This is a genomic window from Streptomyces sp. NBC_01775 (genome assembly GCF_035917675.1).
GTDB lineage: Bacteria > Actinomycetota > Actinomycetes > Streptomycetales > Streptomycetaceae > Streptomyces.
In genome coordinates this window covers 4,057,373-4,079,376 of sequence record NZ_CP109104.1, presented here as the reverse complement: position 1 = coordinate 4,079,376, position 22,004 = coordinate 4,057,373, and the positions used below count along the sequence as shown (strand labels likewise).

The following is a 22,004-nucleotide window of genomic DNA, read 5'->3' as shown; positions in this document are numbered from 1 at the left end:
GGAGTGTGGCCGCGTGTCCGCGTTGGTACGTGTGGCGCCGGTCACGTTGCCCGGACAAAGCGGACACTATCTTTGTGCACGCGTTCACAAAGGCATAGCCTGGATGGGACGGAGCGGTCCGGGAGGGTGTCTCACGTATGACCGCTCACCGCTTCGCGCATACGGCAGGAGCACCGTGGCAACTGGCCGAAATCACCGACCGGCGACAAGTCGCAGCCGAGGAATTCCCGAGGCTACCGTCGCCCGTCTTCCCCTGTATCTGCGGGCGCTCACCGCTCTTTCCGAGCGCTCCGTGCCCACGGTCTCCTCGGAAGAGCTGGCCGCTGCGGCGGGGGTCAATTCGGCCAAGCTGCGCAAGGATTTCTCCTACCTCGGCTCCTACGGCACCCGCGGCGTCGGCTACGACGTCGAGTACCTCGTCTACCAGATCTCCCGCGAGCTGGGGCTCACCCAGGACTGGCCCGTGGTGATCGTCGGTATCGGTAACCTCGGCGCCGCACTCGCGAATTACGGCGGCTTCGCCTCGCGCGGGTTCCGGGTCGCCGCGCTGATCGACGCGGACCCGGTGCTGGCCGGACGGCCCGTCGCGGGGATTCCCGTCCAGCACACCGATGAGCTGGAGAAGATCATCTCGGACAACGGGGTGTCCATCGGCGTGATCGCCACCCCCGCCGGTGCCGCCCAGCAGGTGTGCGACCGGCTGGTCGCCGCCGGGATCACCTCCATCCTCAACTTCGCGCCGACCGTGCTGTCCGTCCCCGAAGGGGTCGACGTACGCAAGGTCGACCTGTCGATAGAACTGCAGATCCTCGCCTTCCACGAGCAGCGCAAGGCGGGGGAGGAGCCGCAGGGCGACACGGAGACCGCGCCGCCGGCCGCGCCGCCCGCTGTCGCCGTCACCAAGCGGCCCGAGGCCGGACCTGACGGGGATCTGCCCGCCGTGATGCCGGCATGAGTCTGCTCGTAGTGGGTCTGAGCCACCGAAGCGCGCCGGTGAGCGTGCTGGAGCGCGCGGCGCTGGAGCCGCAGGCGCGAGGCAAGCTGTTGCAGGACGCGGTGAGCGCGGAGCCGGCGGCGGAGGCCGCTGTGCTGTCCACCTGCAACCGGGTCGAACTGTACGCGGACGTCGACAAGTTCCACGCGGGTGTCGCCGAGCTGTCCACGCTGCTGGCACAGCACAGCGGAGTGGACCTGGAGGAGCTGACCCCGTACCTGTACGTGCACTACGAGGACCGGGCCGTGCACCACCTGTTCTCGGTGGCGTGCGGGCTGGACTCGATGGTCGTGGGCGAGGGCCAGATCCTCGGCCAGATCAAGGACGCGCTCGCGGTCGCCCAGGAGCAGCACACCGCGGGACGGCTGCTGAACGATCTGTTCCAGCAGGCGCTCCGGGTGGGGAAGCGGGCACATTCGGAGACCGGGATCGACAAGGCCGGTCAGTCGCTGGTCACCTTCGGTCTGGAACAGCTTGCCGCCGGATCGCCCGTGAACGAATGGGCGCGCGGGAAGCGGGCTTTGGTGATCGGCGCCGGTTCCATGTCGTCACTCGCCGCCACCACGCTCGCGCGGGCCGGTGTGGCCGAACTGGTGATCGTTAACCGGACCGTGGGCAGGGCGGAACGGTTGGCCGCGGCGCTCGCCGATGAGGGGGAGGACGGGGTTGTGGCCCGCGCCCTGCCCATCGAGCGGGTCGGCGCGGAGTTGGCCGCCGCCGATGTCGTCGTGTCCTGCACCGGTGCGACCGGGCTCGTGCTGACGACCGACGCCGTCGAGGACGCCTTGCGCGGCCGGGGGAGCGCGCTCGCCGCGCTCGACCTCGCCATGCCCCGGGACATCGACATCGCCGTGCACCGGCTCGACCGGGTGCGGCTGGTGGACATCGAGTCGTTGGCCGAGGCTGAGGCCGACGCTCCCATGGCCGGGGACGTGGACGCTGTGCGGGGGATCGTGGCGCAGGAAGTCGCCGCGTTCGGTGCCGCGCAGCGGGCCGCGACCATCACGCCGACCGTGGTCGCGCTGCGCACCATGGCCGCCGACGTCGTCGCCAACGAAATGGCCCGCCTGGAGGGGCGGCTGCACGGGATGGACGACAAACAGCGCGCGGAGGTCACGCAGACCGTGCGCCGTGTTGTGGACAAGCTGCTGCACGCGCCGACAGTGCGCGTCAAGCAGCTCGCGGGCGAGCCCGGCGGCGCCGGGTACGCGGACGCGCTGCGTGAACTCTTCGACCTCGACCCGCAGGCGGTCGCCGCTGTCAGCAATCCGGAACAGGAGCGGCAATGAACTCCCAAGCCACAGCCAGGGCCAAAGGCCCGTCTCTCAGGCTGGGCACCCGCCGCAGCAAGCTCGCGATGGCCCAGTCAGGGCTGGTCGCCGAGGAGGTACGCCGGCTCACGGGCAGGCCCGTCGAGCTGGTGGAGATCACCACATACGGTGACACCAGCAAGGAGCAGCTCGCCAAGATCGGCGGCACCGGGGTGTTCGTCAACGCCCTGCGGGACGCGCTCACCAGCGGTGAGATCGACTTCGCTGTGCACTCGCTGAAGGACCTGCCCACCACGCAGCCCCCGGGCTTCACGCTGGCGGCGGTGCCGCCCCGCGCGGATCCCCGGGATGTGGTGGTGGGGCGCGACGGGCTGGGCTTCGAGGCGCTGATCGCCGCCGCCGGGTCCGGCGTGGCGCGCATCGGCACCGGCTCGCCCCGGCGCATGGCCCAGCTGCACGCCTGGGCCCGGTCGCTCGGAGCCGAGATCGAGACGGTCCCGATCCGGGGGAATATCGACACGCGTATCGGGTACGTGCGCTCAGGCGACCTCGACGCAGTCGTGCTCGCCGCCGCCGGGCTCCAGCGCATCGGCCGCCTCGAGGAGGAGGCCGCCGAGCTGATCGCCCCGGACGCTGTTCTGCCCGCCCCTGGCCAGGGGGCACTGGCCGTCGAGTGCGCGACGTCCAACGCGCACCTGGCCGCACAGCTCGCGGAGCTCGACGACCCGTACACCCGGGCCGCCGTCACCGCCGAGCGAACCCTGCTCGCCGCCTTGGAGGCCGGCTGTAGCGCACCTGTGGGCGCGCTGGCCGACCTGCTTGTCGAGGGGCAGGTAGCCACCGAAATGCGCCTGCGCGGTGTCGTCGGAACCACCGACGGCGAGACGCTGGTGCAGTTGTCCACCACCGGTCCCGTACCGGCGTCCGACGGCGATCTCTCGGTATCCCAGCGCATGGGCCGTGAACTCGCCGACGAGATGCTCGCCAAGGGTGCGGCCGGTCTGATGGGGGAGCGAGCACTTTGAGCCCCACCGCCGCCGACAGGTCGCACGCCGACCAGTCGATCACCGCACAGCACACGGCAGCCGCGAGGCAGCATCTGCACGGTGCGCACGGGCACGTCACCTTCCTGGGTGCCGGGCCCGGAGACCCGGGTCTGCTGACCTTGCGCGCCGTGGAGGCGCTGGCGCAGGCCGAGGTGCTTGTGGCCGACCCGCGTGTGCATGACGTCGTCCGTCCCCACGCGCGCGCAGGGGTGGACACACCGCTCCGGCCGCAGGCTGACAAGGCATCAACTGCCCCTGCTTCGGCGGGCGATGCAGGCATCGACCCGGGCGAGTCTGCCATAGCCGCCGCACGCTCCGGCAGGCGGGTCGTCCGTGCGGTCGCGGGAGACCCGGGGCTGGACTCGGACGCCGCGCGCGAGATGCTCGCGCTGGTCGCCGAGGGCATCCCCTTCGAGATCGTGCCCGGTGTCGCCGCCGTCGTCGGTGTGCCCGCCTACGCCGGGGTGCCGCTGCGGGACGCGCAGGGCACCGATGTGCGCTTCGTGGACGCGCGCACCGCCGACGACAGATGCTGGACCGAGCTGGGTGCCAGCGACGCGACCGTCGTCGTGTCCACCACGCTGGAGACGGTCGGCGGCGCCGCCGGTGAGCTGGTGGCCGCCGGGCGCAAGCCCGACACCCCGCTGACCGTCACGCTCGCCGGGACGACCACCCGGCAGCGCACCTTCACCGCCACGCTCGGCAGCATCGCGCAGACCCTCAAGCAGGCCAAGGTGCTGCCCTCGCCGGACGGCGGGCAGCCCGTCATAGCCGTGGTCGGGGAGCGCAGTGCCGCCGCGCAGCGCGACCAGCTGGCCTGGTTCGAGTCCAAGCCGCTGTTCGGCTGGCAGGTCCTGGTGCCGCGCACCAAGGAGCAGGCGGCGTCCCTCTCCGACCAGCTCCGTTCCTACGGTGCCGTGCCGGCCGAGGTGCCCACCATCGCCGTCGAGCCGCCGCGCACCCCGCAGCAGATGGAGCGCGCGGTCAAGGGCCTGGTGACGGGCCGCTACGAGTGGATCGCCTTCACCTCCCTCAACGCCGTCAAGGCGGTGCGGGAGAAGTTCGAGGAGTACGGGCTCGACGCGCGCGCCTTCGCGGGGATCAAGGTCGCCGCTGTCGGCGAGCAGACCGCTCGCTCGCTGGTCGAGTTCGGTGTCAAGCCGGACCTGGTGCCCAGCGGCGAGCAGTCGGCCGCGGGGCTGCTGGAGGACTGGCCGCCCTACGATCCGGTGTTCGACCCGATCGACCGGGTCTTCCTGCCGCGCGCCGACATCGCCACCGAGACGCTGGTGGCGGGCCTCATCGAGCTGGGCTGGGAGGTGGACGATGTGACCGCCTACCGCACGGTGCGCGCCTCGCCGCCGCCCGTCGAGACCCGGGAGGCCATCAAGGGCGGCGGATTCGACGCGGTGCTGTTCACCTCGTCCAGTACGGTCCGCAATCTGGTGGGCATCGCGGGCAAGCCGCACAACGTCACGGTCATCGCCTGCATCGGCCCGGCCACCGCCAAGACGGCCGAGGAGCACGGGCTGCGGGTGGACGTCATGTCGCCCGAGCCGTCCGTGCACAAGCTGGCCGAGGCCCTCGCGGACTTCGGGGCCCAGCGCAGGGCCGAGGCCGTCGAGGCGGGAGAGACCGTGAAGCGGCCGAGTGAGAAGCGCCCGGCGCGGAGGAGGGCACGCTCGTGAACGAGAGCACAAACACCGGATTCCCGGCGGTGCGGCCCCGGCGGCTGCGTACGACGCCGGCGATGCGGCGCCTGGTGGCCGAGAACCGGGTGCATCCCGCGGACCTGATCCTGCCCGCCTTCGTGCGCGAGGGCGTCAGCGAGCCGGTGCCGATCTCCTCGATGCCCGGAGTGGTGCAGCACTCGCGCGAGTCGCTGAAGAAGGCGGCGGCCGAGGCCGTTTCGCTGGGCCTGGGCGGGCTGATGCTCTTCGGCGTACCGGAGGAGGCGAAGAAGGACGCGTACGGGACGGCCGGCACCGACCCGGAGGGCATCCTCCAGGCCGCGCTGCGGGACGTGCGCTCCGAGGTCGGCGACGAGCTGGTGCTCATGTCCGACCTGTGCCTGGACGAGTTCACCGACCACGGGCACTGCGGGGTCCTGGACGCCCAGGGCCGGGTCGACAACGACGCGACGCTGGAGCGGTACGCCGAGATGGCGCGCGCGCAGGCGGATGCCGGGGCCCATGTGGTGGGGCCCAGCGGGATGATGGACGGGCAGGTGGCCCACGTCCGGCGCGCGCTGGACGAGGCCGGGTTCACGGATGTGGCGGTCTTCGCCTACACCGCGAAGTACTCCTCCGCCTTCTACGGTCCCTTCCGCGAGGCGGTGGCCTCCTCCCTCAAGGGCGACCGGAAGACCTACCAGCAGGATCCGGCCAATGCGCGCGAGGCGCTGCGGGAGCTGGAGCTGGACCTGGCGGAGGGCGCCGACATGGTGATGGTCAAGCCCGGAATGCCGTACCTGGACGTGCTGCGGGACGTCGCGGAGAGCGTGCGGGTGCCGGTGGGCGCGTACCAGATCTCGGGGGAGTACGCGATGATCGAGGGCGCCGCCGCTGCCGGGCTCATCGACCGGGACGCCGCCATCGTGGAGACCCTGACGGGCTTCAAGCGGGCGGGCGCCGGGATGGTGCTCACCTACTGGGCGGCCGAGGCCGCGGGGCGGCTGCTGCACGAGCGGCGCTGAGCGGGAGTCCGGTGTCGCGGTCGGGCCCGGACCCGACCGGCCCGGACCCGACCGGACCGCGTCCAGCGGATTCACCGGTTTTCCATAAAGACCTCATCTTTTCAGCGAGTGAAAGGGGCGGTATCCCCATCTGGGGGTGCCGCCCTTTGTGGTGTGCGGATTTGTGTGTGGGTTTGGTGTGCGGATTTGTGCGGGGTTCGATGCGCGACCGCATTCCGGTTGTCCGGGGAATTAACGGCGTTCCCGTTGTGAGAGCCGGAAGGATCACTTACGCTCTTCGAGCTTGTTCGAATAGGAGAGCGAGGCGGTGGAACGTGCCTGTGCTCCGCTCCAGTTGAGGACGGGTCATCGCGCCGGTCCGGCCGGGTCGGCCGGTTCCGTCCCGTCCGACTTCGACGGCCGTGGATTCCGTTCGCGGAGTCCCCTTTGTCGCAGCGCCACCGCACAGTAAGAGGAGCACATCATGACGACCGTCGACCGCCCGGACTTTCACATCGTCGATGCCGAGGCGCTCGCGAAGATAACGCCGCTTGAGCTGTATCCCGGAGTGACGGCGCAGGTCATCAACTGGACCAGCCCGGCCGACGGGGCCGACCCGCTGCCGCGCGAGGCATACGTCCGCTTCGCGCCCGGCCACGGCTACACCGAACCCGACCATCACGGCGACAGCAGCGAGATCGTCGTCGTGGTCGAGGGAGAACTCCAGGACGAGGGCGGCACCTATCCCGTGGGCAGCAGGGTCCACGGCGCGCGCGGCTCCACCCACACGCCGCGCAGCGAAACCGGCTGCCTTCTGTACGTGATGTTCCCGGAGCGCTGAGCCGACGGCTTCCGGCCGGGTCCGGATCGGGCCCGGTGGTGGTCCGGAGCGTGCGGCACGTGCAACGCGGGCGGCGCGCCGGCCGGATCAGCTTTCGTCAACGATCAGACTCATTCGGGGGAATCGATGTCTGTACCTCCCAGCTCCGCGACGCAGACCGTGCGGGAGACACCCGCGCGGGCCAGGGCCGGGGACGTGGCGGCGCGCCGTCAGGCGGTACGGCTGGCCATGGTGCCCGCGCTCGTCGTGGCGCTCACGGCCGCCGCCGCCGTCACGTACCTGTGGAACGCGCGGGAGTGGAGCGGGACCACCGGCCCCTCCCTGGAAGACCCCGCCTCCGCCGCCGTACTCGCCGGAGCGCTGCTGCTCACGTGCGGGGCGCTCGCCGGGGCCGGGCTGGCCGCCTCCGCACGGGCGCGCGCGACCGCGGGGCAGTACGCGGCGATGCGGCGCGCGTGCGAGCGCAGCCAGTACGAGATCCGCACGCAGCTGCGCAGGCTGGAGGAGGGCGAGCCGCTGCGCGCGCCGTCGCCCGCGCCGCTGCCCGAGCGGTCCCGGTCCGCGGGCGCGCTGGGAGGACTCGCGCACGAACTGGCCCTCGTCCAGCGCACGGCCGAGAGCGCGGTACCGGAAGCGGTGGTGCTGGTGCGCAAGGCCGGAGACCGCCTCGGGCCGGAGGGCTGGGAGGAGGACAGGGGCCAGGGGAGCCGTGCGGACGACCGCGTCGCCGTCTTCGTCAACCTCGCCCGGCGCCTCCAGTCGCTCCTCCACCGCGAGATCAAGGTGCTGGACGAACTGGAGAACCAGGTCGAGGACCCGGACATCCTCCGGGGCGTCTTCCAGGTCGACCATCTGGCCACCCGCACCCGCCGCTACGCGGAGAACCTCGCGGTGCTCGGGGGCGCGGTATCCCGGCGCCAGTGGACGCGCCCCGTCCCGCTCAGCGAGATCCTGCGCTCCGCCGCCGCCGAGGTGGAGCACTACCAGCGCGTCAAGCTGGTGCCCCCGATCGAGGGCACCGTGCGGGGCCAGGCGGTGGCCGACGTCATCCATGTGCTGTCCGAACTCGTGGAGAACGCGACGCTCTACTCCGCGCCGCAGACCCAGGTGCTGCTGCGTGCCACCCATGTGACGGCCGGGCTGGCGCTGGAGGTTGAGGACCGCGGCCTGGGGATGACCTCATCGGCGCAGGAGCGGATGAACGCGCTGCTCGCGGATCCGGGCGGGGTCGATGTGGGCTCGCTGCTGTCGGACGGCCGGATCGGCCTGTACGTGGTCGGCATGCTGGCCCGGCGGCACGGCATCGTCGTCGAGCTGCGCGGCAACATCTACGGGGGCATCCAGGCGGTGCTGGTGCTGCCGCACTCGGTGCTCGGTGACCCGGCGCGGGAGGAGGGCGGAGGCGCCGCCACTCCGGCGGGCGCCACCCCCGTGGGGGCTTCCCTGACTGGGGCTGCCCCGACCGGTGCTGCCCCGACCGTCGCTGCTGCTCCGGCGGGCGTTCCGGCGGCCGTTCCGGCGGGCGTCCCGGCTGTTCCCGCGTCCGCTCCGGCCGCGGCGTTCGGCCAGCAGCCGCCCGCTTCCCCGGTGTGGGACGGCGGTCCGGCGCAGCCCCCGGCCCAGGCCCCCGCCCAGCCGCAGGTCCCGGCCCCGGCTCCCGCTCAGCCGCAGGCTCCTGCTCAGCCGCAGGTTCCCGCTCAGGTCCCCGCAGCCGTGCGCGGTTCCGCGCCTCCGCCCGCGTCCGCACCTGTCGCCGACGGCCGGCCCCAGCTTCCCCGGCGCCGTCGGCAGGAGCATCTCGTCCCCGAGCTGCGGGACGCTCCGACGCCGCGGGCGGAGGCGGAGACGCGGGGGCAGGAGCCCGCCGTGCACGATCCCGGGCTCATGGCCGCGTTCCGGCGGGGCACCAGCCTCGCCGACGAGGGCAGCCAGGCACCTGAGCCCCGCCCCGATCCCGGCCCTGGCCCCGGTCCTGGCTCCGGCCTCCCGCAGCGCCGCCCGTCCTACGACGACAGCTCGCCCTACTAGAAGACTCGCCCCAACCAGAAGAAAGCCGCGATCATGGTGAGTGAAGCACCTATTCGTCAGACGGCAGACCTGTCCTGGCTGTTGACCGGCCTCGTCGAGCGTGTACCGCACGCCCGCAGCGCCCTGCTGCTCTCGTCGGACGGCCTGGTGAAGGCCTTCCACGGGCTGGAGACGGACACCGCCGACCATATGGCGGCGCTCGCCTCCGGTCTCTACTCGCTCGGCCGCAGCGCGGGCGTGCGCTTCGCGGACGGGGACAACGTGCGGCAGGTGGTGGTCGAGCTGGACACCTCGCTGCTGTTCGTCACGACCGCGGGGCACGGTGCCTGCCTGGCGGTCTTCGCCGGGAGCGAGGCGGACGCCGCTGTCCTCGGGTACGAGATGGCGATGCTGGTGAAGAGCGTCCGCCCGTATCTGGCCACCCCCGCGCGGCAGTCGGCAGGCGATTGACCGTATGTCAGGACCGCACGACGAGTCGTGGCTCGACGAGGAAGCGGGCCGGCTGGTCCGCCCCTACACCGTGAGCGAGGGCCGCACCAAGCCGTCAGCTTCGCTGGACCTGCTGACGATGGTGCTGGCGACCGGCGTGCGTCCCGACAGCTATCTGAGTCCGGAGCACAGCCAGGTGCTCCAGCTGTGCGGCGGGCCCGTCTCCGTCGCCGAGATCGCCGCGAGCATCCGCCAGCCCGCCACCGTGACCAAGGTCGTGCTGTCCGACCTGGTGGACTGCGGCGCCGTCACCACCCGGGGGCCCGTGCATCTTCAGGACGGCCCCGACCCGACCGACCGAGAAATGCTGGAGGCGGTGCTGGATGGGCTCCGTAAACGACTCTGATCCTCTCCCGTCCGATCCGTTCCCCACGGCGCTGAAGGTCCTCGTCGCGGGGGGCTTCGGGGTGGGGAAGACCACCTTCGTGGGGGCCGTCAGCGAGATCGAGCCGCTCAGTACGGAGGAGCTGCTGACGCAGGTGAGCGCGGCGACGGACAGCCTGGAGGGTGTCGAGGACAAGGCGACCACGACCGTCGCCATGGACTTCGGCCGCATCACCTTCGACACCGCCTATGTGCTCTACCTGTTCGGCACCCCTGGCCAGGAGCGCTTCTGGTTCATGTGGGACGAGCTGTCGGAGGGAGCGCTGGGCGCGGTCGTCCTCGCCGACACCCGGCGGCTGGAGCACTGCTTCCCCGCCGTGGACTACTTCGAGCGGCGGGGCATCCGGTTCGTCGTGGCCGTCAACGAGTTCGACGGCTCGTTCCGCTACGCGCCCGACGAGGTGCGCGCGGCGCTCGACCTCAGAGACGAGGTGCCCGTGGTGCTCTGCGACGCCCGGCAGCGGTCCTCCGCCACCGAGGCCCTCATCCGTCTCGTCCAGCATCTGATCGACCCGAGGAGCACGCATGTCGTTCACCACGTCTGACCACACGGCCCGGCTGCTCCTCACGCCCGAGGACGCGGACGCGCCGGCGCGCGTGGGCCGGCTCCAGGAGCTGGGCATAGGGGAGGCCCCCGTACCCGAGTTCGACGAATTCGCCCGCGAGCTGGCCCGGGTGACCGGGGCCCCGTTCGCGATGGTCAACTTCATCGACGAGCACCGCCAGTACTTCTCAGGGCTCTACGACACGACCATGGACCCCGCGAACGGGCCGGTCGACCCGGCCGGCGGCGTGGGCCGGGTGATGGCGCGCGACCACGGGTACTGCCCGCACGTCGTCGTACGCCGTACGGCGCTGGTGCTGGAGGACGTGCGCGACTTCCCCCGGTTCGCCGTCAACCCCGTGGTGGACGAGGTGGGCATCCACTCCTACCTGGGCGCCCCGCTGCTCGACCCCTCGGGGATCGCCCTCGGCACGATCTGCGTCGTCGACCAACGGCCGCGCCCCTGGGGCCGCCAGGGCCTGCGGACCATCAAGACGATGGCCGCCCAGCTCCAGGAGGAGATCCAGCGGCGCGGCCGGGCCGGCTAGCCACGGACGGGCCGGTCAGCCACGGCCAGGCCGGCTCGCGGCGCCAGGCCCCAGGCATTCGGCCCCAAGCGCCCGGCCCCAGGCGTTCGGCCAAGCGCTCGGGCTCAGAGGCGTTCGGGCGTCCGGATGCCCAGCAGGGACAGGCCCTGGCTGAGGGTGCGGGCGGCGAGGTCGCAGAGGAAGAGGCGGTTTTCCGTCTGCTCCTCCGTGTCGGCGTCCAGCACCGAGCAGTGCTCGTAGAACGGGCCGAAGAGCGAGGCCAGTTCGTAGAGGTATCCGGCCAGCTTGTGCGGCTCGTACTCCTCGGCCACCGAAGCCAGGGTGTCGCCGAACTCGTCCAGGTGCAGGGCGAGTACGCGCTCGGCGGGGGCCAGCTCCAGCTCCGGGTGCGCGAGGGGCTTGTGGTCGCCCGCCTTCCGGAAGATCGAGCGGATCCGGGCGTACGCGTACTGGATGTAGACGCTGGTGTCGCCGGTGAGCGAGACCATCCGGTCGAGGTCGAAGACGTAGTCGCGGGTCATGGAGTTGGACAGGTCCGCGTACTTGACCGCGCCGATGCCGACCTCGGCCGCGCGCTCCTGGATCTCGTCCTCGCTCAGGCCCAGGTTCCCGGACTCGGCCTTCTCGCGTACGACGACCGCCGCCCGCTCCACCGCCTCGTCCAGCAGATCCACCAGCCGCACCGTCTCGCCCTCACGGGTCTTGAACGGCTTGCCGTCCTTGCCCAGGACCGTGCCGAAGGGCAGCTGCCGCGCGGTGTCCTCGGGCAGCCAGCCGGCCCGGCGCGCGGTCTCGAAGACCATCCGGAAGTGCAGCGCCTGCCGGGCGTCCACCACGTACAGCAGCGTGTCGGCCTTCAGCTTGCCGACCCGGTCGCGGATGGCGGCCAGGTCGGTGGCCGCGTAGCCGAAGCCGCCGTTGGACTTCTGGACGATCAGCGGGGTCGGGGAGCCGTCGGGGCCCTTGACGTCGTCGAAGAAGACGCACAGCGCGCCTTCGGAGCGCACCGCGACGCCGGATTCCTCCAACTCCTGGACAACCCGCTGGAGGTCGTCGTTGTAGGCGCTCTCGCCGACGATGTCCTCGTCCCGGACCTCGACGTCCAGCTGCTCGTAGACGGCCTGGAAGTACGTCTTCGACTCGTCCACGATCTTGTGCCAGAGCGCGAGCGTCTGCTCGTCGCCGGCCTGGAGCTGGACGACGCGGTCGCGGGCGCGGGACTTGAACTCCTCGTCGGAGTCGAAGACCGTGCGCGACGCCTTGTAGAGCCGGTTCAGCCGGGCCATCGCGGCCTCGCCCGCGTCCTTGGCGCCCGCCGTGTCCGACTCGTGGTCCAGCTCGTGCGGGTGCTCGATCAGGTACTGGATGAGCATGCCGAAGTTGGTGCCCCAGTCGCCGATGTGGTGGCGCCGGATCACCGTCTCGCCCTGGTGCTCCAGGATCCGCATCACCGCGTCGCCGATCACCGTCGAGCGCAGGTGCCCGACGTGCATCTCCTTGGCGACGTTCGGCTGCGAGTAGTCGATCACCGTCGTGCCCGGGTTCTCCGCGTACGGCACACCCAGGCGCTCGTCCGCCCAGCGGGCCGCGAGGTTCCGCACGATCGCCTGGTCGGCGACGGTGATGTTGAGGAAACCGGGCCCGGAGACCTCGATGTCCTTGATCTCGTCGTTGTCCGGCAGGGTCTCGGTGACCTTGGCGGCCAGCTCCCGCGGGTTGCCCTTGAGCTTCTTGGCGAGCGCCAGCATCCCGTTGGCCTGGAAGTCCGCCCTGTCGCTTCGTCGCAGCAGCGGGTCGGCGGAGGTGGCCTCCGGCAGAGCTGCCGAGAGGGCGTCCGAGACGCGCCGGCGGACCGTAGCGGCAAGAGAGGGGACCGTAGCCATGGAGTGCTGACCGTTCCGTTGGTGTGTCGGGATCGTCGGCCAGTATCCCATGTACGGGTACGGGGCCGCCGCCCTGTTTGTGGGGTGGGACAATGGCGCGACAGGATCCCTGAGCGTAGAGAGAAGGAAGTGCCGGACGTGGCTCAGACCACTCACGAGGCCGACTGGGTCTCCCGTATCGCCGATGAGGTCATCGCCGAAGCGGAACGCCGAGGTCTCAGCGCGCCCGGCAAAGCGATCGTCTGCGCCTCCGGGCTGAGCCCCTCGGGCCCCATCCACCTGGGCAACCTGCGCGAGGTGATGGTGCCGCACCTGGTCGCCGACGAGATCAAGCGGCGCGGCGTGGAGTGCGAGCACCTCATCTCCTGGGACGACTACGACAGGTTCCGCAAGGTCCCGGCCGGGGTCGAGGGCGTCGACGAGTCCTGGAACGAGCACATCGGGCGCCCCCTGACCGCCGTCCCGGCCCCGCCCGGCAGCCCGTACGCGAGCTGGGGCGAGCACTTCAAGGCCGCGATGGAAGCCTCCCTGCTGGAGCTGGGGGTGCAGTACCGCGGCATCAGCCAGACGCAGATGTACACCTCGGGCGCCTACCGCGAGCAGATCCTGTTCGCGATGCGCGAGCGCGCCCGGATCGACGCCGTCCTGGACCGCTACCGCACCCTGGAGAAGGGCGCGAAGGGCGGCGAAGCGACGGAGGGCAAGAGCCCGCAGAAGAACGCGCAGCAGAAGCAGAAGCAGCAGAAGCAGGATGCCGCTCCGGACGCCGCCGAGGTCGAGGCGGTCGAGGGCTCGGGCGCCGCGGCCGAGGACGACGGCTCGGGTGCGGGCGGCGGGGAGTACTTCCCCTACAAGCCGTACTGCACCGCCTGCGGTCGCGACCTGACGACCGTCACCGGCTACGACGACGAGACCACCGAACTGTCCTACACCTGCGCGTGCGGGCACGGCGAGACGGTGCTGCTGCGCGAGTTCGACCACGGCAAGCTGGTGTGGAAGGTCGACTGGCCGATGCGCTGGGCGTACGAGGGCGTGGTGTTCGAGCCCTCCGGCGTCGACCACCAGTCGCCCGGCTCCTCGTTCGTGGTGGGCGGCCGGCTGGTGAAGGAGATCTTCGGCGCCGAGCAGCCCATCGGCCCCATGTACGCCTTCGTGGGCATCAGCGGCATGGCGAAGATGTCCTCCTCCAAGGGCGGCGTGCCCACCCCGGCCGACGCGCTCCAGATCATGGAGGCGCCGCTGCTGCGCTGGATGTACGCCCGCCGCAAGCCCAACCAGTCGTTCAAGGTCGCCTTCGACCAGGAGATCCAGCGCACCTACGACGAGTGGGACGCGCTCGGCCGCAAGATCACGGACGGCAGCGCCCAGCCCGCCGACGTCGCGGCGCACACCCGCGCCTCGTCCACCGCGCTGGGCCCCCTGCCGATGACGCCCAGGCCGCTGCCCTACCGCACGCTGGCCTCCGTCACCGACATCACCGGCGGCCAGGAGGAACAGACGCTGCGCATCCTCAGCGAGCTGGATCCCGAGCATCCGGTGCACGCCTTGGACGAGGTCCGGCCCCGGCTCGACCGCGCCCAGCGCTGGATCACGACGCAGGTTCCGGCCGAGCAGCGCACCCGCGTACGCGACGAGCCGGATGCCGAGCTGCTGGCCTCGCTGGAGGACGAGCAGCGCACCTCGCTCCGGATGCTGCTCGACGGACTGGATGAGCACTGGTCGCTGGACGGGCTGACCCAGCTCGTCTACGGCGTACCGAAGATCCAGGCCGGGCTCGCCCCGGACGCCAAGCCGACACCGGAGCTGAAGGTCGCCCAGCGCGGCTTCTTCGCACTGCTGTACCGACTGCTGGTCGGCCGCGACACCGGCCCGCGGCTGCCGACGCTGCTGCTGGCGGTGGGAGCGGAGCGGGTGCGCAAGCTGCTGGGTGGCTGAGCGGCTGGGTGGGTGAGCGGCTGGGTGGTTGAGCGGCTGGGCGGCTGGGCGGTTGAGCTGCTGGGCGGCTGGGCGGCTGGGCGGCTGGGCGGCTGAGGCCGCGGGTCGAACTCGGGTTCGTTCCTGGGGCTCGTTCCCGGGGCCCGTTTCTCAGGTGCGTTCCTCGGGGGCGGCGGGTAATCCGTTGCCCCCTTGGGACGCGGCGTGTGAGCATCGGCGCGTGACCTTCGAAAGCGAGAACCCCACGCGCCGGTGAGCGCGCACAACGGGCGCCTGACACCCGGCGAACCGCCCTCCGGGCTCTCCCGGATCTCCTACTACGACCACGCCCTCCGGCTGGCCGCAGCCACGCCCGAGGAGCCCCTGCCGGACGGCGGAGCCCCGTATCCGGACGGCGCGACCCGACGCCGACGGAAGAGCGGGCGGCGCGGAGAGCGGAGCGACGGGCGGCGCGAAGAGCAGGGTGACGGGCGGCGCGAGCAGCAGGGCGACGGGCAAGGGAATGTGAAACCCCGGCCCGTCGAGGAGCGCACCGCGGCCGTCGGCCTCCACAGCGTGCTGGAGGGCCTGTTCGAGCCCGGCTCCGATGCCTCGGCCGCGACGGTGGACGCGCTGTTCGGCCCCCTCGATGTCACCCCGCGCCAGGTGACCCGGACGGCGGCGGACCTCGTCCCCCGGCCGGACGCCGGGCGCTCCCGGCAGATCGGCCTCGGCCTCGTGCGGTACGGCACCGACCGGCGCACCGTGAACCTCGGGCTGGCCCTGCTCACGGATACGGCGCGTGCCGAGGACGCCCCGCTGATCAGGACCGTGGGACTGCTGCGGCCCTGTGGGCTGAGCGCCGTCGCGGCGCTGGCCTCCCTCGACGACCCCGGTGCCGACCTCGTCTGGATGGCGGGCCGGCTTGAGGGGCGGCAGCGCATCGCCGCCGTACGGGCGCTGACGGAGAGCGGCGCGACCGCGGACCGGTGGGGGCTGCTGTGCGGTGAGTTCGACGCGGGCTGGACCGTCGCCTCGCGTGCCCGGGAGATCGCCGAGGCGCTCGATCTGCCCGGCGCGCTGCGGGAGACGGAGGACGTACGGGTCCGGGCGACGGCCGCACAGCTGCTGATCGCCATAACGGCGCTCAACGACTACCGCGCCCAGATTCCCGAGTACGCCCCGGCGCGCGAGGTGTGCCTCGCGCTGTCCCGGTGTGCGACGTCGCTGACCGGCACCGTGGCACACCAGGCCCCGCTGGCCTCGCTCCTGCTCGACGTCCACAGCGGGCCCAGCCATCTGCTCGACTGGGCGCCGGGCGAGCGCGAAGAGGTGTGCGCCCGGCTGCGCGAAGCGCTCCGTTCGGCGCCCGCGCCCCTGCCCGAGGGGCACCCGAAGTCCGCCGCGTGGCGGGCCGAGTGGCTGCGCGGGGTGGTGCGGGGCTCGGGGCCTGGGCCGGGGCCGGGCTCTGGAATGGGGTCGGGCTCGGACTGGGGTCCTGGGCCTGGGCCTGGGCAGGGGGTGGCGGCGCTGGGGGAGGCGGGCGAGGGCCGGAGCGCCTTCCGCGTGGAGGTGGCCGTACACGACCCCGGCCGGACGATCGGGGTCGAGACCCGGGTGCTGGTGGACGGCAGGCCGCTGATCGCGGAGCTGTTCCCGTACGGGCCGCCGCATATGCCCGAAAAGCTGCTGGGGCGCGGGGAGTTGCGCGCCCGGGAAGAGCCGCACGAGGTGCGGCTCGCCGAGGCGCACTGCACCGAGGGCTGCTGCGGCGCGCTTTACGTCACCATCCGGCGCGAGGGGGACGTGGTGGTGTGGGACGGCTGGCGCCTGCCAGGCACACCCGCCTCCCACGAGCCCCAACGCGCCCTGTCCGCACTGCGGTTCGGCGCCGCGCTCTACGACGCGGAGGTCGCGCGCGCCGAGGCGGACCACTCGTGGGAGTGGCCCGCGCGCAGCGTCGCCCGGATGGTGGCGGAACGGCTCCGGGACGAGCCGGAGCTGCTGGGACGGTGGGACTGCGCGCCCGGCTGGATCGGCACGCACCACACCGAGCGCGACCGCGTCCTGGTGTCGTTCATGTACCCGAGGCGCGACGCGGACAAGGTGGCTTCGGGGGCGCACCGGCTCCAGTTCATCTGGAGCTTCGAGGCGGACGGCGCGCCGCCCGCCGAGCAGGCGGAGGCGGCGGCACGGACGTTGGCGGGCTCGGACCCGACGTCGTTCGCGCGGCTGGCGGGCGGCAGCCGGGAGGCGGCACAGGCACTGGGGTTCGCCTGGCCCGAGCCGGAGTGAGGGCCTGGGGCCGGAGTACGGGCCGTGCGCTGGGGCGCTGGGGCGCGAGGGCTTGGGGCGCGAGGACCTGCGCGGGGTGCGGGCGCGGGGAGCTGGGCGGGGTGCGGGCGCGAGGAACTGGGCGGGGTGCGGGCGCGGGGTGGTGGCTGTCAGCCCGCGAGGCCCATCTCGGTGTTGTAGCGCTCCCTGAACTCCCGCATGTAGGTGCGCAGATAGTTCTCGCTCAGGAGGCTGCCGTCGGACGTCGTGACGCCGAAGCTCTCGTGGAGGGCACGCGAGAGCTGACGGGCCGTGGGAAAGGCCCCGTGCGAGGCGACGAACTGGCGGTACGACTCGAAGTAGACCTCTTCCCTGGGCACCCCGTCCGGTATCCCCACGGGCTCGTCGCCCCCGTAGGGGCCCTCGTCCACCTCGTCCATCCTGGGCGCCGGCGGAGGTGCGGGCGCCGGTGTGGGTGCGGGCGCCGGTGTGGGGGAGGGCTGCGGCTCGACGGACTCCATGGGCTCGACGGGCCCGAGGGGCTCCACGAAGAGGCTGTCGGTGGTGTACCCGTTGCCGTTTCCGTTGCCGTTTCCGTTGCTGTGGGGGGCCGCGGGCGTGGCGAGGGTGCGGTAGCGGCCGGGGGCCACCGGAACGGGGAAGTCCGAGACGGTGGGCTCGGGCGCGGGCTCCGGGGCGGGCCCAGGTGCGCGCTGGGGCTCAGGCTGGGGCTGGAGTTGGGGCTCCGGTATGGATTCGGGCTCCGGGGCGGGGGCCTGCACAGGCTGCTCGGGCTGGGAGGTCTCGGCCTGGCCCGGCTCGGATGAGTCGGACGAGGAGGGAGCAGGCGCCGCGCGCTCGCCGGGCTCAGCCGCAGGCAGCTCGGCCCCGTCCCGGGTCAGCTCGGCCCCGTCCCGGGTCAGCTCGGGCCGGGCCTCGCCGCCGGGTGCGGTGGACGGGGTCGCGGACGCGGCGGAGGCGGGGGTGGAGGCGGCGGGCGCGAGGGCGGATGTCGTCGTGCGCGCCGCCGCGGGGGCGTCGGAGCGGGCGATCAGCGACCCGGGCGCCGTCTCCGTCAGCGGGACGCCGTAGCGGGCCAGCCGCAGCGGCATCAGCGCCTCGACGGGTGCCTTGCGGCGCCAGGCTCGTCCGTACCGTGCGCGCAGCCGGGTCTCGTAGACGAGGCGGTCCTGCTCCATCCGGATCACCTCGTCGTAGGAGCGCAGCTCCCACAGCTTCATCCGGCGCCACAGGCGGAAGGTGGAGGGGAAGGCCAGGAGCCAGCGGGAGAGGCGGACGCCCTCCATGTGCTTGTCGGCCGTGATGTCCGCCACGCGCCCGACGGCGTGCCGGGCCGCCTCGACGGTGACGACGAAGAGAACGGGAATCACCGCGTGCATTCCCACCCCCAGCGGGTCCGGCCAGGCCGCGGCGCCGTTGAACGCGATGGTGGCCGCCGTCAGCAGCCAGGCCGTCTGGCGCAGCAGGGGGAAGGGGATGCGGATCCAGGTCAGCAGCAGGTCGAGAGCGAGGAGTACGACGATGCCCGCGTCCACACCGATGGGGAAGAAGGGGGAGAAGGACCCGAAGCCCTTCTTCTCCGCCAGGTCGCGGACTGCCGAGAACGAGCCCGCGAAGCCGATCGCCGCGATCACCACAGCACCGGTGACCACAACTGCGATGAGTATGCGGTGTATTCGGGTCAGTTGTACGCCGTGCACAGGAGTTGTCCCCACCCTCGGAAACTGGCGCGCCCAGCCTGGCACATCCGTCAAGCGCGACACGCACGAAGCCCGGCCCTCCCGTGCGACGGGTGCGGGCCGGGCTCCCTCGCGTCAGGACGCGTACGCGGGGCTCACTTGAGGTGTGTGAGCGCTTCCTTCGCCGCCTTGACGGCCTTCTTCTTCAGGTCCTCGGCGCTGGGCTTCTTGCCGTCCTCGAAGCCGGCGCCCTCGTAGTCGACGGTGACCACGGCGTTGGCCGAACGGGCCACCAGGCGTTCGGCGCGGTAGTCCTCCGCCTTGCCCTTGGAGTCCTTCTTCTCGGTCTCGTACGAGACGGCCGCGCCCTGCTGGCCGACCCCGGAGACCGCCGAGTTCTTGGGCTTCTTGTTGTCCTTGTTGTTGACGACCTCGCCCGCCTGCTGCTTCACGTACTCCCCGGCGCGCTTGTCGCCCGAGCCGAGGGAGGCGTCGGAGTCGAAGCGCTTGAGGGAGACCGTCAGCTGCCGGTAGTCGTACTTGTTCAGTCCGCTCCACAGGCAGCTGTTGGACTCATTGGTGTCGCCGGAGCCCACACGCTTGCCGGAGGTGTTCCCCGTCTTGGGCACCACGTCCTTGACGGTGCCCTTGGACAGGCTCTTGCAGGAGTCGGGCAGCGTCTTGAACTTCGCGGGTGCGGCTTTCGGCGCGGACTTGCTCGCGGAAGCCGAGGGGGAGTCGGACTCTTTGCCCTGGTCCGAGTCCGAGGAGCAGCCGGCGACCAGCAGGACGGGGAGCGCCACTGCCGCACAGGCGAGCGAGTTCCTGACGGTCTTGCTCCGTCGAGGGGCGTTGCGCGGGGCGTTTCGGTGCATGGTTCCTTCGCTTCCGGGATTCTTCACAGTCTGAGCCGAGCCGCGTTGGCGGCTGTGCTGACGGAACGGTACGCGGCCCATGGGGTGGTGTGGGCGTTTCGTGGCACCGCCCACAGCGTGTGTCAGCCCACAGCCAGGACCGGGCTACCGCACGGGTCGTGCGCGCTGAGTGACGCACCACAGGTGGGCGCGTATGCGCGGGGGCCGCCGCTCCGGTTCAGATGTCGGTTCACTCCTCCTCGAACGTTTCGGAGAGTTGCTGGGCGAGGTCGTGTGTTTTGTCCTGGAGTTCCTTACTGTCCGGGATCCGGTGCTTGTCCGTGACCCACTGGTCGTAGCGGACGGTGGCGATCACGTTGGCCGTGCGGAAGACCAGGGTGATGTCGCGATGGAGACCGGAATCCGCGGTGTCCAGTTTGTCGTTGATGAAGGCGGTGTCGCCGATGCCGTCCAGGGGGCGCGGGGCCAGCTTCCCGTCCGGGCTGGAGGAGGCGCTGCCCCCGGCGGTTTCCGAGGACTCGGGGCTCCTGCCGGAGCGGGAGTCGCCCTTGGGGTCGTCGTCGCCGGAGGACTTGCGGCGGGAGGAGGTCTTGCCGTCGGGCGTCGGGCCACTGGCGTCGCTCTTGCTCTCGCCCGACTCCTCGCTCTGGCCGGCGGCGTCGCCGGAACCCGAGGAGGCGACGGGAATCTTGGCCTTGCTGGCCTTCTTGTCGTAGAGCCGCTCGGCCTGCTCGTCGTCGCTGACCGCGGGGTCGTAGGAGACGACCCGCTCGAAGTCGACGTTGAGATGGCGGGTGCCGAGCGTGGTGGCGTTCTTCCAGCGGCAGCCGACGCGGCGGTCGGTGTCGTACGTCACGGTCGCCGCGCCCTTGAAGGGGCTGGGGCTGGGGTCGACGCTGCCCGACTCGTCGTCGCCCCCGCTCTCGTCGCTCTCGGCCGCGGCGCCGGGGAGCATCTCCTTGAGCTGGCTGACGCTGACGGTGCCGCAGGGCTCGGGGAGCGTGCGGTACTTCCCGGGCGGTGCGGCCGACGCGGAGCTGGAGGAGTCGCCCGGCTTGGCGTCGTCCCCCCCGTCGGAGCCGGAGGAACCGGTGCAGGCGGTGAGCGTGGTGAGGGCTCCGGCCAGTGCGAGGGCTAGCACGGAATGTGTCGCGTACGTCCTGTATGTGGCGTACGTCCTTGCCCTCCGCGGCACGGTCGGCCTCCTCGCTCGGGTCGTCGTCCGGGGTGTCCAGGACGGTAGCGCGTTCCGCCGATGGGGCGACGGAACACAATATCTATCGCACGCGCCATCCAACCGTCCGGTCACCTGGTGTCTATGGTGCGCAAAGTCAGTCTTTTCCGTTTCGTGTTGTGCGTCCTCTCTGTCCAAGGGGCGCGGACTGCTGACCGGCTCACGCGAGACCCTGCCAACGGCGCTGCGCGCCAGGGTGGTTGGTCCTCGGCGGCCGATCGGGGCCCGGCTGGCGGGCGCCCGCCCGTCTCAGAGCCGCAGCACGTACTCCTCGCGTGAGGCGAACCTCTCGTACCCGCAGTTCTCGAAACCCTTGATCATGGCGACGTTCCCCGCGTCGCAGTCTCCCCGTATCTCGACAGCTCCGACTCCCAAGAGCCCCCCGTCCCCGTCCCCATCCCTGTCTCTTCCTGCTCCCGCCAGCCCAGCTGTCCCCCCAGACTCGTCAGGCCCCTCAGACCCCTCAGACCCCGCTGTCCCCCTGGCCAGGACGTGCGTGCCCCGGGCGACCGCCGCGGTGGCGTAGCCGTGCCCACGGTGGGCCGGAGCCACCCCGACGAACCCGATCACGGGTGCCGACGGAGACAGCGCCGGGAGGCTCACCACTGCGGGCTCCCCGTCGAGGGTGTAGCCGATCTCGAACCACTCCGGGCGGTGCTCCAGAGCTGCCGCGTCGTCGAACAGCTCCTCGGCCGCGCCCTTGGCCCCGAGCCGCTCGACATCCGCTGCCAGCCAGGCGTCGGCGGTGTCGCCCAGCAGTTCGGCCAGCAGGCCGACGAACGGCTCCCGGCCGCCCAGCTCCGTGAAATCCCGGAAGACCAGCCGCGGATCCTCGGTAGGCAGCGCGCTCCCGGCTGGCAGGCGGAATCGGCGCCCGTCCCGCACCCGCGCGAACCCACAGGATCCCAGCAACTCCGTGCGCCGCTCGGGCCGTTCCTGGAACTGCGGGGCCTGCGGCGGACCGTCCACCACATGCAGCAGCTCCTCGGCCCCCGCACCCCGCGCGAGCGCGGCGGCCTCCTCCAGCAGCCTCCTTCCGACGATGAGTTCGGACTCGTCCCAGGGCGCCTCCAGCAGGACGACCGCCTCGGGGACCTCGTGCCCCGGGAGCGCCCACAGCACGGCGCTCCCGACCGGCCCCGCACCGTCTTCCGAGGCCACCAGGCACCATTCGGGGCGAGTGCAGCGGCGCTCCAGCAGCTCGGAGAGGTAGGCCCGGGTGCCGCTGTCGCGCTCCCCCGCTCCGCCCTGGAGCTGGACGAGGGCGGGGAGTTCCTCCGGGTGTGCTGTTCGAATGGTTGTCAT

General features: G+C 71.8%; 18 protein-coding genes. 13 read left to right on the top strand and 5 right to left on the bottom strand.

Going from position 1 to position 22,004, the window contains the following annotated elements; genetic code table 11:
- Nucleotides 1-175: 175 nt before the first annotated feature.
- The 11 genes from OHB04_RS18155 (at nt 176) to OHB04_RS18105 (ending at nt 10,819) form a co-directional block, all read left to right on the top strand.
- A complete protein-coding gene (locus tag OHB04_RS18155; RefSeq protein ID WP_326688743.1) occupies nt 176-955 on the top strand; it encodes a redox-sensing transcriptional repressor Rex in 780 nt (259 codons plus the stop codon).
- Nucleotides 952-2,283, top strand: coding sequence for a glutamyl-tRNA reductase (locus OHB04_RS18150; protein WP_326807807.1), 1,332 nt, complete (start codon nt 952-954; stop codon nt 2,281-2,283). The genes OHB04_RS18155 and OHB04_RS18150 overlap by 4 nt, the downstream gene beginning before the upstream one ends.
- Nucleotides 2,280-3,290 carry a hydroxymethylbilane synthase gene (hemC, locus tag OHB04_RS18145; protein WP_326688741.1) on the top strand — a complete coding sequence of 337 codons (1,011 nt, stop codon included), beginning with the start codon at nt 2,280-2,282 and terminating at the stop codon, nt 3,288-3,290. The genes OHB04_RS18150 and hemC overlap by 4 nt, the downstream gene beginning before the upstream one ends.
- A gap of 38 nt (nt 3,291-3,328) precedes the next feature.
- Nucleotides 3,329-4,999, top strand: coding sequence for a uroporphyrinogen-III synthase (locus OHB04_RS18140; protein WP_326692795.1), 1,671 nt, complete (start codon nt 3,329-3,331; stop codon nt 4,997-4,999).
- Nucleotides 4,996-6,006 (top strand): porphobilinogen synthase, encoded by a 1,011-nt coding sequence (gene hemB / locus OHB04_RS18135; RefSeq protein WP_326688740.1) that lies wholly within the window; start codon nt 4,996-4,998, stop codon nt 6,004-6,006. The genes OHB04_RS18140 and hemB overlap by 4 nt, the downstream gene beginning before the upstream one ends.
- Nucleotides 6,007-6,469: 463 nt before the next feature.
- The gene (locus OHB04_RS18130; RefSeq protein WP_326688739.1) at nt 6,470-6,826 is read left to right on the top strand and encodes a cupin domain-containing protein; all 357 of its coding nucleotides are present in this window, start codon (nt 6,470-6,472) and stop codon (nt 6,824-6,826) included.
- 126 nt (nt 6,827-6,952) lie between these two features.
- Nucleotides 6,953-8,854, top strand: a complete 1,902-nt coding sequence (locus OHB04_RS18125; protein ID WP_326807806.1) for a sensor histidine kinase — start codon at nt 6,953-6,955, stop codon at nt 8,852-8,854.
- A gap of 33 nt (nt 8,855-8,887) precedes the next feature.
- The gene (locus tag OHB04_RS18120) at nt 8,888-9,304 is read left to right on the top strand and encodes a roadblock/LC7 domain-containing protein (RefSeq protein ID WP_326688737.1); all 417 of its coding nucleotides are present in this window, start codon (nt 8,888-8,890) and stop codon (nt 9,302-9,304) included.
- A gap of 4 nt (nt 9,305-9,308) precedes the next feature.
- A complete protein-coding gene (locus OHB04_RS18115) occupies nt 9,309-9,689 on the top strand; it encodes a DUF742 domain-containing protein (RefSeq protein WP_326688736.1) in 381 nt (126 codons plus the stop codon).
- On the top strand, nt 9,667-10,272 hold the full coding sequence (locus OHB04_RS18110) for a GTP-binding protein (RefSeq protein ID WP_326688735.1): 606 nt from the start codon (nt 9,667-9,669) through the stop codon (nt 10,270-10,272). The genes OHB04_RS18115 and OHB04_RS18110 overlap by 23 nt, the downstream gene beginning before the upstream one ends.
- On the top strand, nt 10,253-10,819 hold the full coding sequence (locus OHB04_RS18105; RefSeq protein ID WP_326688734.1) for a GAF domain-containing protein: 567 nt from the start codon (nt 10,253-10,255) through the stop codon (nt 10,817-10,819). Before OHB04_RS18110 ends, OHB04_RS18105 begins: the two co-directional genes overlap by 20 nt.
- A gap of 104 nt (nt 10,820-10,923) precedes the next feature.
- On the opposite strand, the gene argS is transcribed toward OHB04_RS18105, so the two are convergent.
- Nucleotides 10,924-12,702 carry an arginine--tRNA ligase gene (gene argS, locus OHB04_RS18100; protein ID WP_326807805.1) on the bottom strand — a complete coding sequence of 593 codons (1,779 nt, stop codon included), beginning with the start codon at nt 12,700-12,702 and terminating at the stop codon, nt 10,924-10,926.
- Nucleotides 12,703-12,840: 138 nt separating this feature from the next.
- Between argS and lysS the strand changes: the two genes are divergently transcribed.
- Together lysS and OHB04_RS18090 are read left to right on the top strand one after the other, a co-directional pair.
- Entirely contained in the window at nt 12,841-14,637 is a 1,797-nt protein-coding gene (lysS, locus tag OHB04_RS18095; RefSeq protein WP_326688732.1) for a lysine--tRNA ligase, read from the top strand.
- 252 nt (nt 14,638-14,889) lie between these two features.
- Nucleotides 14,890-16,911: a hypothetical protein gene (locus tag OHB04_RS18090; protein WP_326807804.1), complete on the top strand. Its 2,022-nt coding sequence runs from the start codon at nt 14,890-14,892 to the stop codon at nt 16,909-16,911.
- A 149-nt stretch (nt 16,912-17,060) separates the two neighbouring features.
- Here the strand turns inward: OHB04_RS18090 and OHB04_RS18085 are convergent, their stop codons facing one another.
- The 4 genes from OHB04_RS18085 to OHB04_RS18070 form a co-directional block, all read right to left on the bottom strand.
- Nucleotides 17,061-18,611 carry a DUF2637 domain-containing protein gene (locus OHB04_RS18085; RefSeq protein WP_326688730.1) on the bottom strand — a complete coding sequence of 517 codons (1,551 nt, stop codon included), beginning with the start codon at nt 18,609-18,611 and terminating at the stop codon, nt 17,061-17,063.
- Nucleotides 18,612-18,745: 134 nt separating this feature from the next.
- On the bottom strand, nt 18,746-19,465 hold the full coding sequence (locus OHB04_RS18080; protein ID WP_326688729.1) for a DUF3558 domain-containing protein: 720 nt from the start codon (nt 19,463-19,465) through the stop codon (nt 18,746-18,748).
- Nucleotides 19,466-19,694: 229 nt separating this feature from the next.
- Nucleotides 19,695-20,606, bottom strand: a complete 912-nt coding sequence (locus OHB04_RS18075; RefSeq protein ID WP_326688728.1) for a hypothetical protein — start codon at nt 20,604-20,606, stop codon at nt 19,695-19,697.
- A 342-nt stretch (nt 20,607-20,948) separates the two neighbouring features.
- Nucleotides 20,949-22,004 (bottom strand): GNAT family N-acetyltransferase, encoded by a 1,056-nt coding sequence (locus OHB04_RS18070; protein ID WP_326807803.1) that lies wholly within the window; start codon nt 22,002-22,004, stop codon nt 20,949-20,951.

Excerpts from the sequence above, each read along its gene's own strand:
- OHB04_RS18150 (WP_326807807.1), top strand. The coding sequence starts at position 952 with ATGAGTCTGCTCGTAGTGGGTCTGAGCCACCGAAGCGCGCCGGTGAGC.
- hemC (WP_326688741.1), top strand. The coding sequence starts at position 2,280 with ATGAACTCCCAAGCCACAGCCAGGGCCAAAGGCCCGTCTCTCAGGCTG.
- OHB04_RS18130 (WP_326688739.1), top strand. The coding sequence starts at position 6,470 with ATGACGACCGTCGACCGCCCGGACTTTCACATCGTCGATGCCGAGGCG.
- OHB04_RS18125 (WP_326807806.1), top strand. The coding sequence starts at position 6,953 with ATGTCTGTACCTCCCAGCTCCGCGACGCAGACCGTGCGGGAGACACCC.
- OHB04_RS18120 (WP_326688737.1), top strand. The coding sequence starts at position 8,888 with ATGGTGAGTGAAGCACCTATTCGTCAGACGGCAGACCTGTCCTGGCTG.
- OHB04_RS18115 (WP_326688736.1), top strand. The coding sequence starts at position 9,309 with ATGTCAGGACCGCACGACGAGTCGTGGCTCGACGAGGAAGCGGGCCGG.
- OHB04_RS18110 (WP_326688735.1), top strand. The coding sequence starts at position 9,667 with ATGGGCTCCGTAAACGACTCTGATCCTCTCCCGTCCGATCCGTTCCCC.
- OHB04_RS18105 (WP_326688734.1), top strand. The coding sequence starts at position 10,253 with ATGTCGTTCACCACGTCTGACCACACGGCCCGGCTGCTCCTCACGCCC.
- argS (WP_326807805.1), bottom strand. The coding sequence starts at position 12,702 with ATGGCTACGGTCCCCTCTCTTGCCGCTACGGTCCGCCGGCGCGTCTCG.
- OHB04_RS18080 (WP_326688729.1), bottom strand. The coding sequence starts at position 19,465 with ATGCACCGAAACGCCCCGCGCAACGCCCCTCGACGGAGCAAGACCGTC.
- OHB04_RS18070 (WP_326807803.1), bottom strand. The coding sequence starts at position 22,004 with ATGACAACCATTCGAACAGCACACCCGGAGGAACTCCCCGCCCTCGTC.